General features: G+C 62.8%; 12 protein-coding genes and 1 tRNA gene. 7 read left to right on the top strand and 6 right to left on the bottom strand.

Going from position 1 to position 13,734, the window contains the following annotated elements; genetic code table 11:
• Nucleotides 1–67 precede the first annotated feature (67 nt).
• Complete coding sequence (gene thrS / locus GYH34_RS01795) at nucleotides 68–2,002, top strand: threonine--tRNA ligase (protein ID WP_161912104.1); 1,935 nt, start codon at nucleotides 68–70, stop codon at nucleotides 2,000–2,002.
• A 348-nt stretch (nucleotides 2,003–2,350) separates the two neighbouring features.
• Nucleotides 2,351–2,716 carry a hypothetical protein gene (locus tag GYH34_RS01790; RefSeq protein ID WP_161912103.1) on the top strand — a complete coding sequence of 122 codons (366 nt, stop codon included), beginning with the start codon at nucleotides 2,351–2,353 and terminating at the stop codon, nucleotides 2,714–2,716.
• A 90-nt stretch (nucleotides 2,717–2,806) separates the two neighbouring features.
• Here GYH34_RS01790 and GYH34_RS01785 read toward each other — a convergent pair.
• A tRNA-Met gene (locus GYH34_RS01785) sits at nucleotides 2,807–2,883 on the bottom strand.
• 129 nt (nucleotides 2,884–3,012) lie between these two features.
• On the opposite strand from GYH34_RS01785, the gene yidD reads away from it, so the two are divergent.
• Nucleotides 3,013–3,378: a membrane protein insertion efficiency factor YidD gene (yidD, locus tag GYH34_RS01780; RefSeq protein WP_161912102.1), complete on the top strand. Its 366-nt coding sequence runs from the start codon at nucleotides 3,013–3,015 to the stop codon at nucleotides 3,376–3,378.
• Here yidD and GYH34_RS01775 read toward each other — a convergent pair.
• Entirely contained in the window at nucleotides 3,342–4,205 is an 864-nt protein-coding gene (locus GYH34_RS01775) for a hypothetical protein (RefSeq protein WP_161912101.1), read from the bottom strand. The two genes, yidD and GYH34_RS01775, sit on opposite strands and share 37 nt — an antisense overlap.
• Nucleotides 4,206–4,320: 115 nt before the next feature.
• Nucleotides 4,321–4,656, bottom strand: coding sequence for a hypothetical protein (locus GYH34_RS01770; RefSeq protein WP_161912100.1), 336 nt, complete (start codon nucleotides 4,654–4,656; stop codon nucleotides 4,321–4,323).
• A 139-nt stretch (nucleotides 4,657–4,795) separates the two neighbouring features.
• Here GYH34_RS01770 and GYH34_RS01765 point away from each other — a divergent pair, with 139 nt between their 5' ends.
• From GYH34_RS01765 to GYH34_RS01755, 3 genes are all read left to right on the top strand, one after another.
• Nucleotides 4,796–5,167, top strand: a complete 372-nt coding sequence (locus GYH34_RS01765; RefSeq protein ID WP_161912099.1) for a helix-turn-helix domain-containing protein — start codon at nucleotides 4,796–4,798, stop codon at nucleotides 5,165–5,167.
• Entirely contained in the window at nucleotides 5,164–6,012 is an 849-nt protein-coding gene (locus GYH34_RS01760; RefSeq protein WP_161912098.1) for a DUF6456 domain-containing protein, read from the top strand. Before GYH34_RS01765 ends, GYH34_RS01760 begins: the two co-directional genes overlap by 4 nt.
• 361 nt (nucleotides 6,013–6,373) lie before the next feature.
• Entirely contained in the window at nucleotides 6,374–8,155 is a 1,782-nt protein-coding gene (locus tag GYH34_RS01755) for an ABC transporter ATP-binding protein (protein ID WP_161912097.1), read from the top strand.
• Nucleotides 8,156–8,172: 17 nt separating this feature from the next.
• Here the strand turns inward: GYH34_RS01755 and GYH34_RS01750 are convergent, their stop codons facing one another.
• The 3 genes from GYH34_RS01750 to rhuM form a co-directional block, all read right to left on the bottom strand.
• Nucleotides 8,173–9,114, bottom strand: a complete 942-nt coding sequence (locus tag GYH34_RS01750; RefSeq protein WP_161912096.1) for an S-adenosyl-l-methionine hydroxide adenosyltransferase family protein — start codon at nucleotides 9,112–9,114, stop codon at nucleotides 8,173–8,175.
• A gap of 69 nt (nucleotides 9,115–9,183) precedes the next feature.
• Nucleotides 9,184–9,483 (bottom strand): addiction module antidote protein, encoded by a 300-nt coding sequence (locus GYH34_RS01745; protein ID WP_161912095.1) that lies wholly within the window; start codon nucleotides 9,481–9,483, stop codon nucleotides 9,184–9,186.
• Between the two features lie 236 nt (nucleotides 9,484–9,719).
• Nucleotides 9,720–10,760, bottom strand: coding sequence for a RhuM family protein (gene rhuM / locus GYH34_RS01740; protein WP_161912094.1), 1,041 nt, complete (start codon nucleotides 10,758–10,760; stop codon nucleotides 9,720–9,722).
• Nucleotides 10,761–11,686: 926 nt separating this feature from the next.
• Here rhuM and GYH34_RS01735 point away from each other — a divergent pair.
• The gene (locus tag GYH34_RS01735) at nucleotides 11,687–13,642 is read left to right on the top strand and encodes an alpha/beta hydrolase (protein WP_161912093.1); all 1,956 of its coding nucleotides are present in this window, start codon (nucleotides 11,687–11,689) and stop codon (nucleotides 13,640–13,642) included.
• Nucleotides 13,643–13,734 lie beyond the last annotated feature (92 nt).

Below are 13,734 nucleotides of genomic sequence, written 5' to 3'. Positions count from 1 at the left end.
GCCCAAATTCGGGCGACACGCGACTTACGCCGACTTGTATCGGCGAGTGGGCGCATGAGGAGAGCATATGATCGCCGTAACCTTCCCCGACGGGGCGTCCCGTCAATTCGAGCCCGGCGTCTCCGGCCTCGATATCGCCAAGAGCATTTCCCCTTCCCTCGCCAAGCGAACCGTCGCCATGGCTCTCGATGGAGAGCTGCGCGACCTCGTCGATACGATCGACCACGACGCCAAAATCGAATTCGTCGGCCGCGAGGACCCGCGCGCGCTGGAGCTGATCCGTCACGATTGCGCGCATCTTCTGGCGGAAGCGGTGCAGGAGCTGTTTCCGGGCACGCAAGTCACCATCGGCCCGGTGATCGAGAACGGCTTCTATTACGATTTCTATCGGTCCGAGCCGTTCACGCCGGATGATCTTCCCGCCATCGAGAAGAAGATGCGCGAGATCGTCGCGCGCGACGCCGCCATCACCAAGGAAGTCTGGAGCCGCGATCAGGCCAAGACCTACTTCACGGCGAAGGGCGAGGCCTTCAAGCGCGAGCTGATCGAGAGCATTCCCGGCGGCGAGGATTTGAAAATCTATCGCCAGGGCCAATGGCTCGATCTCTGCCGCGGCCCACATCTGCCGTCTGTCGGCAAGGTCGGCACCGCCTTCAAGCTGATGAAGGTGGCGGGCGCCTATTGGCGCGGCGATCACAATAATCCGATGCTCTCGCGCATCTATGGAACCGCCTTCGCGAAACAGGAGGACCTCGACGCCTATCTGCATCGCCTCGAGGAGGCCGAGCGCCGCGACCATCGGCGCCTCGGCCGCGAGATGGACCTGTTCCATTTCCAGGAGGAAGGGCCGGGCACGATCTTCTGGCACGAGAAGGGCTGGGCGCTGTTCCAGAGCCTCGTCTCCTATATGCGCCGGCGCCAGAAGGCCGCGGGCTATCGCGAGGTGAACACGCCGCAGGTGCTCGACCGCGCTTTGTGGGAGACCTCCGGCCATTGGCAGACCTATCGCGAAAATATGTTCCTCACCAAGACAGAGGACGAGCGCATTTTCGCGTTGAAGCCGATGAACTGCCCCGGCCATGTGCAAATCTTCAAGAATGGCTTGAAGTCCTATCGCGACCTGCCGGTGAAGATCGCCGAATTCGGCATTGTGCATCGCTATGAGCCGTCGGGCGCGCTGCATGGCATGATGCGCGTGCGCGCCTTCACGCAGGACGATGCGCATATCTTCTGCAACGAGGACCAGATCATGGAGGAGGCGTTGAAGATCAACGATCTCATCCTGACGATCTACCGCGACTTCGGCTTCGACGATGTGGTGGTGAAGCTCTCTACCCGGCCGGAGAAGCATGTCGGCTCCGATGAAGCCTGGGCCAAGGCGGAGGCGGCGCTCCACAAAGTGCTCGACGAACTCGCCGCGCGGGGCCTGAAGACCGGCGTCAATCCGGGCGAAGGCGCCTTCTATGGGCCGAAGCTCGAATATACTTTGCGCGACGCCATCGGCCGCGAATGGCAATGCGGCACGACGCAGGTGGACTTCAATCTGCCGGGCCGCTTCGGCGCCTTCTACATCGGCGCGGATAGCGAGAAGAAGACGCCGGTGATGATTCACCGCGCCATGTTCGGCTCATTGGAGCGTTTCACCGGCATATTGATCGAGCATTACGCGGGTCATCTGCCGCTGTGGCTCTCGCCGCTGCAGATCGTCGTCTGCACCATCACGCAGGACGCCGACGACTACGCCTATGAGGTGGCGGCGGAGGCGCGCAAGCTCGGCCTCGCGGTCGATCTCGATCTGCGCAATGAGAAGATCACCTATAAGGTGCGCGAGCATTCGCTGGCCAAGGTTCCGGCTTTGCTCGTCGTCGGCAAGAAGGAGGCGGCCGAGCGCACCGTCTCCATCCGCCGTCTCGGCTCGCAGGCGCAGAGCTCTGCGAGTCTTTCCGACGCGCTGGCCGCGCTCGCCGCCGAGGCGACGCCGCCGGATGTGAAGGAAGGCTGAGCCGCGAGACGAAGCCCGGGCCGGCGGCGGAGGCGCGCCGGCCCGAGCAATTGCTTCCGCCGGACCGTCGCCGGCGCGCGGCGTCCCTGAAACGCCGCGCCGAGCGGACGACGATAGGTATGGGCGAGAAGCTCCACCGCTTCGTCCTGTCACGCAGCGCAGGGCCGTCGTCTTGCCGGCCGGATGGTCCGAGCGTCGCCGTCACCTGCGCCCAGGCAAGGTCAGATTCCGCCGGGATAGATCTCGCCCGGACCGGCAACCCGTGGCAGACACTCTGCGCAAGCTCGGCCGGGCGCCGCCTGGGCGCGCGCCGCAGCGACATGGTCTACGACGCCGATGCGACTCGCGATGGAAATGACCATTGGCGCTTCACGCCACCCGTCGCCATGGGAGCTGTCTCGTTGCGGTTCATTGGGGGTTCTCCTCTTTTTGCAATCGAAGAACGGCTCCGCTGTCGAGCAATCGCTCGAAGGCGACGCCGAGGTCGGCGTCGGGTTGTTCCCTCGCGAGCTCTATTGCAATCGGACCGATGCGCTTGCCCTCCGCAATGCCTTGGAGCAGTCGATAATCTATCCAAGTTCCGAGAGCGGATCGGAAGACGCGCATGCGCGCCGTCTCGCCGTGGTGGACGGGCATGCGCGCCTGAAGGTAGTAGCGCCCGTCGCGGCGGTGGAGGAAGCTGATTCGCGCCAAAATCCGGTCTCCCATCGATGAGAGACGGCACCCGGTCGCGAGTCGAGGCTCAGACTCGCTACCCCGACGCAAGTTATTGATTTCGCACAGGAATTCCGTTCGGCGGAGAAATGGTAGCGGAGGAGGGATTCGAACCCCCGACACAAGGATTATGATTCCTCTGCTCTAGCCGACTGAGCTACTCCGCCCCGCGTCCTCTCGGACGAGCGTCGGCGGATATAGTCGACCCTCGCCAAAAGTGTCAAGCCGCCGTCCGGGGAATTGTCGCTCGCCGCGATCGACTCTGTCGCGCAATGCTCGCCGTGATAAAGTGGGCCATGATCGGATCGCTTCCCGCGCGGGCCGCTCGCGCGCTCATCCTGCTCTATCGGCTCAGCCTCTCGGCCTTTATCGGGCGCGAGTGCCGCTATTTGCCGAGCTGTTCCGAATATGCGGATGAGGCGATCCGTCGCCATGGCTTGTGGGCCGGCGGCTGGATGGGCTTTGCGCGTCTGTGCCGCTGCCGGCCGGGCGGCGGCGATGGCTATGATCCGGTTCCGCTGGCGGCGCCGGCGTCGGCGCATTCGCTCGCGCCCTGGCGTTATGGGGCGTGGCGGCGCCCGATTGTCTGCGAGGCCGTCGAGCAGGGCGATCTGGCGCGGGGCGATCAGGACCGCGCCATCAGCTCCACCGCCAGGCCATAGATGCGCAGGCGGATCGGCTCTGGCAGAGCGCGCAGCGCCTCGAGGTAGGTCTGGCCGAGGGCGCAGGTCTTCTTGTCGTCGAAGGGCGGATCGGGCGTCTTGCCGTCCAGCAGCGAGTCGATCTCCGGCTTGCGCAGGCCGCGCGCCGCCAGCGCCTTTTCCAGAGCGCGGAAATCCTCCTCGCTCGGCGCCGAGCGCTCCAGCTGCTTGGCCTGGCCGCTGGCGATGGCCTCCAGGCCGACCACAGCCATTTCCGCGACCAGCGCGCGCCGCCCCGCCGCGAAGCTGCGGAAATCCTGATCGACGCCGCCATAGAGAAAGGCCGCGCAGAGCTTCTTGTTCTCGGCGGAGATGGCGCGCAGCACATCGAGCTGCAGATCGAAGACGCGGGCGAGAACCAGCGGCTCCGCCTTGGCGGCGAGCACGCCGCGCGCCTGGCGTAGCCGGCGCACCGATTCGGCGAGATAGAAATCGACGCTCGCCGTTTCCGCGCCGACGCCGGGCTCCTGCGCGAATGTCTCTATGGCGGCGGCGTAATCGGTCGGAAAAGTCTGACGCATGCGCTGAAAGAACGATTTGTATTCCTCCGTGGCGGCGATCGCCTGCTCTATCCGCTCGTGGGCGGTGAGGCGGGGGGGCGCCGGCGTCGGCTCGGTCGCGGCTTCGGCCAGCGGCGCCGTGTCAGTGTCGGCGAGACGAGGCTCGACGATATGCGCCGGTTCGGCGAATTTGCGGCCGGGGCCGAGCGCCATCATCACCAGTCCGAGGCCGAGACAGAGCGCGACGATCGCGCCCGTCGCCAGAGCGAGCAGCCTTTCCAAGAACATGGTCGGTCTTTCGATATGCCCGCTCGGGGAATGGAGCTTCGAACGCAAACACCAATGGAAAGGCTTTTCTAGCTCAATCCCGGCGGCCGACAAAGGGCGCCGCCCCGGTCCGGGATCACACGCGGTCGCGAGCGCTTCTATGAGCCGAGCGGGCGAGACGCAGCGCGCGCGCCTGCTCGGCGCGATGAGCCACCAGAAGCGCGATATGACGCGTGAGATCATAGGTCCAATGGCCGGCGCGGGCGCGCTCGGCCCGCAGCGCGCGCTCTAGCTCCTTCAGCACGACGGCGGCGGCCTGCGGCGTCTCGGCGGCGATGACGCTGCGCGAGAGGCGATGAAACGAGCGCAGAAACTCCTCACGGCGATAGGCCTCGGCTTTTGCGCGCAGCGCGCTCTGCAGGCTTTTGCGCGCGGCGGCGCGCAGGCGATCGGATGACGGCGGATTGTGCATGAGTGTCCTCCCGCCGCCGAGAATGGGCGAGGAGCGGGGGATGGGGATAAGTTTTTTATCCGTTGTATAGGACTAAATTCATGCTAGCGTCAGAGAGGTCGCCGGCTCAGCGCGGCGACGCCCGTGAAGGCGAGACAGAATGCCGCCCCGACCAAACGCACCCCTTCCTTCATCGGCGCTCTGCCTCGCCGCCGTTTCCGCGGCCTGTGGCGTCGCGCCAGAGGCTCTTCTCAGCGCGAGCCGCGGGCGCGCCAATGTCGCCGATGCGCGCCATCTCGCGGTCTATCTCGATCATGTCGCTTTCGGCGCGAGCCTTTCGGCCTGTGGACGCGCTTTCGCGCGTGATCGCGCCAGCGTTCGCCACGCCTGCGCGCGCATAGAGGACCGCCGCGACCAAGAGGATTTCGATCGCGCCGTGGCCGCGTTGGAACAAGCGCTGCGCGCGCAGCGGCGTCTCATCGAGACGATCGCTCTTTCCTTCACTTCCCATCCGACCGGAGACGATTCATGAGCACCATTCAGCGGCATAGTGACGAGACCGAGGCGCGCGCGCTGCGCCGTCTGCTGGAGGCGATGAGCGAGCCCGGCGCGCAGGCGATGGCCGATCCGCTCGGCGCGCGGTCGATCATCGTCGCCGCGCCGCGCAAGGGCGTCACGGTCGCGCGCGCGCGTCTCGCCCAAAGCATTGCGGATATAGCGGCGGCGCGCGGATTGGCGCGCTGGGACAGCGCCGGCGAGGCGCGCCGCCTGCAACTGACAGATGAGGGGCGCGCTCATCTGAGGCGCCTCGCGGCGCCGGCAGAGGCGAGCCCCTTTCTCGCGCAGCACAGCGCGCTCGCGCCGCGCGTGGTGGAGAAGGGCGCGCGCCCGACGCTGGTCAATGAGGGCGAGAGTCCGCTCGCCTGGCTCGCGCGCCGCAAGGATCGCGACGGCCGTCCCTTTCTCGCGCCGGAGCAGATCGAGGCCGGCGAGCGCTTCCGTCGCGATGTGACGCAGGCCGCCATTCTCCAGCGCGTCACCGCCGATTGGGAGGCGGCGATCGGCTCCGCGCGCGGCGGCGGCGCGGGCGCCAGTGTCGCCGATGTGGCGATCGACGCGCGTCGGCGACTCTCTCTCGCCTTCGATGCGGTTGGGCCGGAGCTCGGCGGATTGCTCACCGATGTCTGCGGCTATTTGAAAGGCCTCGAGCTCATCGAGACCGAGCGCGGCTGGCCGCAGCGCTCCGCCAAAGTGGTGCTGAAAATCGCGCTCGAGCGGCTCGCCCTGCATTATGGGCTGGCGAGCGAGGCGAGGGGGCCGGAGCGCGCGCGCCATTTGCTGCATTGGGGCGCCGAGGATTATCGTCCTACCCTCTGATGCGCCGAGCGGCGCCGGCGCGGTTGACAGAGCAGCGCTTTGGGCGCATGAATCTCGCCATATTGCACCGCAATATGGCGCGTCGCATCAGCGACGCTCGTCATCTCTATCGGGGAGTCGCCATGATGAAATTCGTCATGTCTCATCGTTCCCCGGGCCGCGCCTAGAGAGTTCAGGCAGTGAGCCCGGTTCGAAAATACCGGGCTGCTCTCTCGCGCATGTCGCTCCGCCGATTCTGTCGGCGCTGACGATCTTCTCACGAAAGACATTCCCGGAAACAGCCGCGACGCAGCCTCGTCTCGCGTCGCCTCGCGCCCATTCACGAAAAAGGGATCGGGACGTCTCGCGTCCCGCAGGATTCATGTCCGCCTATTTGACCACGCTGCGCTTCGCGCTCCGCTATTGGCTTCTCTCGCCGCGCCTGCTCGCGGCGATGCTCGTCGCTCGCCTCGTCTCCAATGTCGTCGACGTCTTCGTGCCCGTCGCCTCGGGTCATCTCGCCGATGTCGTCGCCGGCGAGAGCCGCGAGCTCGCGCCCGCGCTTTGGGCGCTCGCCGTGTTTCTCGGCACGGTGCTGCTGTTTCATTGCCTGCGCAATTTCGTCGCCTTCTCCGTCTGCCATGTCGCCGCCCACGCCATGGCGGCGCTGGTGCGCGACGCCTTTGCGCGCGTGCAGCGCTTCTCCGCCGATTGGCACGCCAACGCCTTCGCCGGCGCGACGGTGCGCAAGATCACGCGCGGCGTCTGGGCCTTCGATTCGCTCAGCGACACGCTCATCTTCGGCATGTTGCCGGCGGCGACGGTGATCGTGGCGATCACCTGCCTCCTGTCCTGGCGCTGGCCGTTGCTCGGCCTCGTCGTGGCGATCGGCATCACGCTGTTTCTGGCGATTGGCGTCGGCCTCTCACTCGGCTGGATCAGCCCTGCGGCGCAAGTGTCGCAGGCGCTCGATTCCGCCGTGAGCGCGCGGCTCGCCGATTCGATCACCGGCAATCAGATCGTCAAAGGCTTCGCCGCCGAGAAACGCGAGGATGCGAGCTTCACCGCGCTCGTGACCGAATGGCGCAAGCGCACGCTGATCTCCTGGTATCGTGGCTCGACGGTCGGGCTGCTGCAGGCCGTGGTGATGATCGCAATGCAGGCGACCTTGCTCGGCTGCGGGCTGATGCTGTGGTCGCAAGGCGGCATGACGACGGGCGATGTGGTGAGCCTCATCGGCATACAGGGGCTCATCAACGGCTATTTGCGCGACATTGGCGAGCACGTCCGCAATCTGCAGCGCGCCGTCAACGAGATGGAGGATGTCGTCGCCTTCGACGCGCAGGAGCCCGATGTGGTCGATGCGCCGGGCGCGACGCCGCTGGTGGTGAAGCGCGGGGAGATCGTCTTCGACAATGTGACCTTCGGCTATCCGAATGCACGCAGGAAGCTCTATGAGAATTTCTCGCTGACGATCCGTCCGGGCCAGCGCGTCGGCCTCGTCGGAGCCTCTGGCGCCGGCAAGACGACCTTCGTCAAGCTGCTGCAGCGCCAGTTCGATCTCGACGCGGGCCGCATTCTCATCGACGGCCAGGACATCGCCTTCGCCACTCAGGCCTCGCTGCGGGAGGCGATCGGCATCGTCGCGCAGGAGCCGATCCTGTTTCATCGGCCGCTCGGCGAGAATATCGCCTATGGCAGGCCCGATGCGGCGCAATATGAGATCGCGGAAGCGGCGCGTCTCGCCCATGCGGATATTTTCATCGAGCGTCTGCCCGACGCTTATGAGACTCTGGTGGGCGAGCGCGGCGTGAAGCTCTCGGGCGGCGAGCGCCAGCGCGTGGCGATCGCGCGCGCCATTCTCGCGGCGACGCCGATATTGGTGCTGGACGAGGCGACCTCCTCGCTCGATTCCGTGTCCGAATTCCATATTCGCGCGGCGATCGAGCAATTATCGGCGGGACGCACGACGATCGTCGTCGCGCATCGCCTGTCGACTGTGCAGCGGCTCGACCGCATATTGGTGTTCGACCATGGCCGCATCGTCGAGGACGGCTCACATGAGGAGCTGCTGCGCCTTTCGGGCGGCGTCTATCGGCGCCTGTTCGACACGCAGCTCGGCGCCGGCGACTCGCTGGAGGAGGCGATAGAGCGGGCGGGGTGAGAGCCCCGCCCGAGCGCTTATTTCTCGACCAGGCCTGGGGGCGCATGCGCGAGCTCGGCGCGCGAAAGCTCGATCGTCCAGTCGAGGCCGGAGTCGACGCCATAGCTCTTGGCGAAATCGCCGAGATTGAGCGCGACGGCCATGTCGAAGAGGCTGTTGACGTAGACGAGCGGGCGTCCCTGCGCAACGTCGCCGAATGTGCGCTCATAGGGCGCGTCGAGATCGGCGACGAGCCGATCGCCATGGCGAATGCGCAGACGCACCGGCTCGCCCAGCGAGATCTTCAATTCGTCGAACAGGGTTTTCGGAATATTCGACCACACATTGCCGAAATGCGCGTCGAGCACGGGAATGATTCCGCTGACCGCATCGCCTTTGCGCTCCGCCGCGCGATAGGGAATCGTGACCAGCGCTTCCGGCGGCAGCTTGCGGCCGATCTGCTCGAAGCTCTGCGCGCCCGCCGCCAGACGCGCGCCGGCATAGGCGAAAATATCGCGGCCGTGAAAAGTGTGGGATTGCTCGGAGCCGGGCCGGCGGTTCGCGCTCTCGTCGATCTCGCGCACTTCCTTCACGCCCTCGCGCTCGGCGACCAATGTCAGCAGCCCATTGTTGGGCGCGAGGAAAAAGCGGCCGCTCAGCGTCTCCAGCGCAATGGCCAGCCGTCCCGTTCCGACGCCGGGATCGACGACGGCGACGAACACAGAACCTTTCGGCCAATAGGGCTCCGCCTGATAGAGGCGATAGGCGCCGGCGAATATGCTTCCAGGATCCTCATGGCTGAGATCGGCGACCAGGAGATCCTGCGAGATGGAATAGGCGACGCCTTTCATCGCGGCGACGGCGCCGTCCGCCGTTCCGAAATCCGTGAACAGCACCAGTGGCGCGCGCGCCGCGGCGACGCCGCAAGAGAGGCAGAAGAGGAGAGCGACAGCGAGCGCGCGGAGCGACGAATGAAGCATGGGCGTTCCAATCTCAGAGGCCGGGGCGCCGGCCTCGGTCTTATGAAAAAAATGAAAGCGCAACGCTGGTCATCGTGTCGTCGAAGAGGTCGGAATCAACGCGATCTTGACGTTCAACGCGCGCAATACCGCGCTGATCGTCTCGAACCGCGGATGGGAGCCGGGGGCGAGGGCTTTATAGAGACTTTCGCGTCCGAGCCCGGCGGCGGCCGCGACCTGCGCCATGCCGCGCGCCTTCGCCACTTCCGAAAGCGCGGCGAGCAGAACGTCGGAGTTTTCGTCCTCTGCTGCTGCCGTCAGATATTCGGCGATCGTTTCCTCGTTATCGAGATAATCGGACACGTTGAAGGCGGCGAAATTCTTGGTCATTGCGTCACTCCTTCAGCTCCCGCGCCAATTCCTTCGCGCGCTCGATGTCGCGTCGCTGCGAGCCCTTGTCGCCGCCGCAATCTGGCGGCATTGGCGCTCGGCGGCCCGGCTCTGCGGAGAACGGTGGCATGCCCGGCGCTGAAATGGAGAGGGCGAAGCCCTCGGCCCCGACCTCGACGCGGTGACCGGAACCTCTCTCGACAAAGGCGTGGAACTGGACGCGCTGGCGAAGATGATTACGGCTTGCGGCGCGTAGACTTCGGTAGTGATTTGTCGGACTGCCTCAATTCGGCGATTATACGATCGGCAGCTTTCTGTCGCTCAATCTTGCGTCCAGCGTCAAAGATTTCGTATTGTTTTTCCGCGTGCTTCTTGGCGTCGCTCATCTTGATCCGACCGCCATGCGTCAACAGGGTGCGACTTAATGATCGTAGCTGTTGATCTAACAATCGCCGTGCGTCTTCCATGATGATGAGTCTGCCCAACTCGAGTTGGTCCTCGAAGATATCCAATAGAATCGTCGTTAATCGGTTCAGCTCCTTGATTTCCGCATCAGCAAGATAGCTTTTTGACACGGCCACGTCTTGCTTACGGATGTTATCGTTTGGCCAATTGGTGAGGCCCATGTTTGGGGCCTTCGCATTGGCTCGCGCGGCAATGATCTCGGCGGGCGTATGAGTCGTGACGGCGTATAGAAGCTTTGCCTGGGTTGTCCGATAGAACTCCTGCCAAGTTTCGGATGACCCATCATAATCCTGGCACATCGCGCAAATACTACGCAGCTCACGGTAGACGTTCGCCTCGTCTGATCTGATATCTCGGATGATCTCGCGTAGTTCAGCTACCCTGTCGGCATGTTCTGGCTGCTTGAGGCGATTGGTATCGACTACAAAGCCTTTGGTCGCGAATTGAACTAGCTTTTCGGTCGCCCACCGTCTGAAAAGCGTGGCCTGGGCTGAGGATACCCGATAGCCAACGGAAATCACCATATCGATGCTGTAGACCGTAGCGGGCCTACCGGTAGTTGTTTGCACTTTCTGCAAAGAAGTCGATTCGTCGAGCTCTCCTTCTTCCACCACATTTGCAATATGCCTTGAAATCGTTGAGACATCTCGTCCGAAAAGTTCGCCGATTTGAGACTGTGTCATCCAAAGCGTGTCGCCGGCGTATCGAATGTCGAGACGCAAGCCCTTATCTGTGCCGTAGACGAGAAACCGGTCACCCGTCTTCTCGTCTTCGATCAAATGGACAGGCTGGTTCTTGTCGTCGTTCGGCATATGGATCGACCTGACTGATTCGCTGAGCGAGCATTATACGCCCTTCCTCGACCTCACGCCCGGCCCCTTGCCGCTCTCGCCGACGATTTGCTGCGCCGATCGCGCCGCCCGAAACCTTCGTTCCTCAAGACGCCCCGATCTTCCCCGCGCTCGTCGCCCGGCTCGCAAGGTTCTCGAACCGGCTCATAGACCCGCGCGCCCCAGGACTGCATTTTTCGCCAGCATGGATCGAAGCGGCGCGGGCGCTCGGCAACGCCTCGCCGGCTCTGAAAGAAAGGCCAAAAGAAAGACCGATCGTCGCTCATTCGGTCGCTGGCTTTGTTTCAAAGGGTGTTTTCTGCGGAGCCTTGGCGGAGAGGGAGGGAGTTTACACTTTCCGCGCCATGCCAAGAATATCAGATACTTACGCCCGCCGTCCTAGGGGCTTGTATAGTACCCCTGTATAACTGCCCCGGCTCACGGCGGCCAGCGCCTTCCATGATTTGTTCACGGGATTCTTGGAAGGCGCGGCGGAGCGGAATCCACGGCTGTCGGCGTCGAAAACGGGTCGTGGAATTGCCATCACGAATCCTGCCGGCAACGGCAACGCTGGCCAAACGCCGCCATTGCCGCCACTGTAGCGGTTAGCTTGGCTTCGGCGACGACACGGTTCCCTTCGACCTGAAGCGTCGCAGACTTGGCGACCTTTCCAACATCGTCGGCCCACCATCGTCCGAACTGGCCGCCCGCTGATCGCAATCGCAGATGTAGCATCGCTACGGGAGCCGAGTGCTGGCCGCAAAGTCCACTCTGCCGCGCGCCAGAGGAATGCTCGGCTGTCGATTTACAGCATGACCTCCACTATCCGCACTTGCCGAGCGGCTCAGCCTGCCTACCTCCGTCGGATCAATCCCGACCTCGCGACTTCGGCGTTGGAGTTATGGGGCATGATCTACAAACCTCGGCTTCCAGTTATCTTGGCGGCGATGCTCATCATTGCCTTCGGCGCAATTGCTGCTCCTATATCGGAAAATCGGTCCGCCGAACCGAAGGTGTTCCATATAGTCGGTTGGCGTCTCCCCTCGATAATTGTCTTACGTGGTTCATGGCCCGATCAGGAGGATATCAGCAACGACATTGACATGGGCGACTCGACGACTGTGGATCTGGACAAGCTAAACTCGGAACTTGGATCCGAAGAAGATTCGGATCCGCCAACAAGATTCTTGGCCACAATTTTGTCAGATCTAAAAGTCGGCAGGGTGGAGCTGAGTGGCGATCGTCTCGAGGTCGAAGGGATCGCCGATGCGAGCAAGATCGAAAGTCTCAAGAAAAAAATCGAAACGGAAGTCCTCCACCGCGGCCAGACTCTCAGCCTGAAAATTGAACCCCCAGATAGGGCGCCTTTTCATTGGGCCGCTCGGAAAAAAGCTGAGGGCCAGGTCACGTTGGAAGGCGACGTTGCGGACGAGAGGGTGCGGGCAAAGCTTGTTGCATTGGCTCAGGGCATTTCCGAAGGGAACGATGTCGTTGACAGAATGACGACAAAGCGAGAGGTGTTGCCCCGTGAATCGACCATTACGGAAACGGCATTGGCTCAATTCAAAGTGCTGCGCGACGGATTCGCTTGGATATATGGACGGAGATTTGATCTAATCGGGTCATCACACAAGTTCGCTGGCGTTCGAAACGGCTGTCAAGTAATGGCTCGAATTGTGCCCGATGGTATCGAGTGCCGCTTCGTTCAGATTGCGGCTTGGCATTACTATACTCCAGCTCGTAGAGGTGAGCATCACTATTTTCCACCACGTAGAATTGAGCGTCACGAAGAGAGCCGTCGGCGGAGTCCCTATGTGCCAGTGAAACCCGCAGGACTTGCGCCACAAGCCATTATAGAAAAGTCGTATGATCCGCGCGTCGTAGACCTATTTTACGCCACCGTTCGCAAGCCAAACGAAAATGAGACGCGCGCCGTTGGTGATAGCTATTCAGGTGAACGAGATGAATCCCTGCATTTCGGACGTGCTCGCGTCAGGGTTCCCGAGCACCACCACTTTGGGCGTCTTGAGTTGCCAGGAGGTTTCTCGATACTGACACTGTCGAGTGAACAACCCGACCAGAATAAACATTTCATCCTACGCAGCGTGCAATCGCTATCTCAAGAGCAGTGGGATACCCAGATCGACGCGATTGGCCCACATGAAGCCCTCGTCTTCGTTCATGGCTTCCGCACAACTTTCGATGAAGCCGTGTATCGTTTCGCCCAGATATCGTTTGATGCTCAATTCAAGGGGCTGCCCGTGCTATTTTCTTGGGCGTCGAGAGGAGAAGTCGCCGGCTACGAATACGACCGGAACAGTGCTCTTGTTGCAGGCGGCGCTTTCTTGGACTTGCTCGACAACCTGAAACAGAGGCACGGAATCTCGACCGTCCACGTGATCGCGCACAGCATGGGCAACTTTCTCGTATTGGGGGCCCTTGCGAACTGGACGAAAACAGATTCCAACCCAAAGGGCCAGCTCATCATGGCGGCGGCGGATGTTGATCGCGATCAATTCATACAGGTCGTGCCTAAGGTTGCACGAATGTTCAAGGGGCTCACGCTCTACGCTTCGTCCGTCGATCGAGCCTTGATTGCGTCGATGGCAATAGCGGGAGGGATACCGAGGGCAGGGTTCGTTCCACGAGAAGGACCGATTGTTGTTCCTGGAGTCGAAACCTTAGATGCGACCGCGCTCGGCGACGAGATATTTGGATGGAATCATAACGATTATGCGGAAAAGCGTTCCCTGATTGACGATATCGGCTTGCTCCTGACTAGAGGCGGGCATGCTCCGCGTTTGCCGCAGGTGCGTCCGATGCCGGAAACGGGCGTGGCCCGGTACTGGCGGTTCGCACCGTAGGATCGAGACGTATAGATAAACAAATATCCGACGCGATACGAAGGCATCAACCCCTCGTCTCCGACCCCGCCTTGACGGCGTTGGATTCGCCA

This window comes from Methylosinus sp. C49, assembly GCF_009936375.1.
Classification (GTDB): Bacteria; Pseudomonadota; Alphaproteobacteria; order Rhizobiales; family Beijerinckiaceae; genus Methylosinus.
Note: the sequence above shows the minus strand (reverse complement) of the source record. Positions and strands in the feature narration are given on the sequence as shown.

Excerpts from the sequence above, each read along its gene's own strand:
- thrS (WP_161912104.1), top strand. The coding sequence starts at position 68 with ATGATCGCCGTAACCTTCCCCGACGGGGCGTCCCGTCAATTCGAGCCC.
- GYH34_RS01790 (WP_161912103.1), top strand. The coding sequence starts at position 2,351 with ATGGAAATGACCATTGGCGCTTCACGCCACCCGTCGCCATGGGAGCTG.
- yidD (WP_161912102.1), top strand. The coding sequence starts at position 3,013 with ATGATCGGATCGCTTCCCGCGCGGGCCGCTCGCGCGCTCATCCTGCTC.
- GYH34_RS01775 (WP_161912101.1), bottom strand. The coding sequence starts at position 4,205 with ATGTTCTTGGAAAGGCTGCTCGCTCTGGCGACGGGCGCGATCGTCGCG.
- GYH34_RS01770 (WP_161912100.1), bottom strand. The coding sequence starts at position 4,656 with ATGCACAATCCGCCGTCATCCGATCGCCTGCGCGCCGCCGCGCGCAAA.
- GYH34_RS01765 (WP_161912099.1), top strand. The coding sequence starts at position 4,796 with ATGCCGCCCCGACCAAACGCACCCCTTCCTTCATCGGCGCTCTGCCTC.
- GYH34_RS01760 (WP_161912098.1), top strand. The coding sequence starts at position 5,164 with ATGAGCACCATTCAGCGGCATAGTGACGAGACCGAGGCGCGCGCGCTG.
- GYH34_RS01755 (WP_161912097.1), top strand. The coding sequence starts at position 6,374 with ATGTCCGCCTATTTGACCACGCTGCGCTTCGCGCTCCGCTATTGGCTT.
- GYH34_RS01750 (WP_161912096.1), bottom strand. The coding sequence starts at position 9,114 with ATGCTTCATTCGTCGCTCCGCGCGCTCGCTGTCGCTCTCCTCTTCTGC.
- GYH34_RS01745 (WP_161912095.1), bottom strand. The coding sequence starts at position 9,483 with ATGACCAAGAATTTCGCCGCCTTCAACGTGTCCGATTATCTCGATAAC.
- rhuM (WP_161912094.1), bottom strand. The coding sequence starts at position 10,760 with ATGCCGAACGACGACAAGAACCAGCCTGTCCATTTGATCGAAGACGAG.
- GYH34_RS01735 (WP_161912093.1), top strand. The coding sequence starts at position 11,687 with ATGATCTACAAACCTCGGCTTCCAGTTATCTTGGCGGCGATGCTCATC.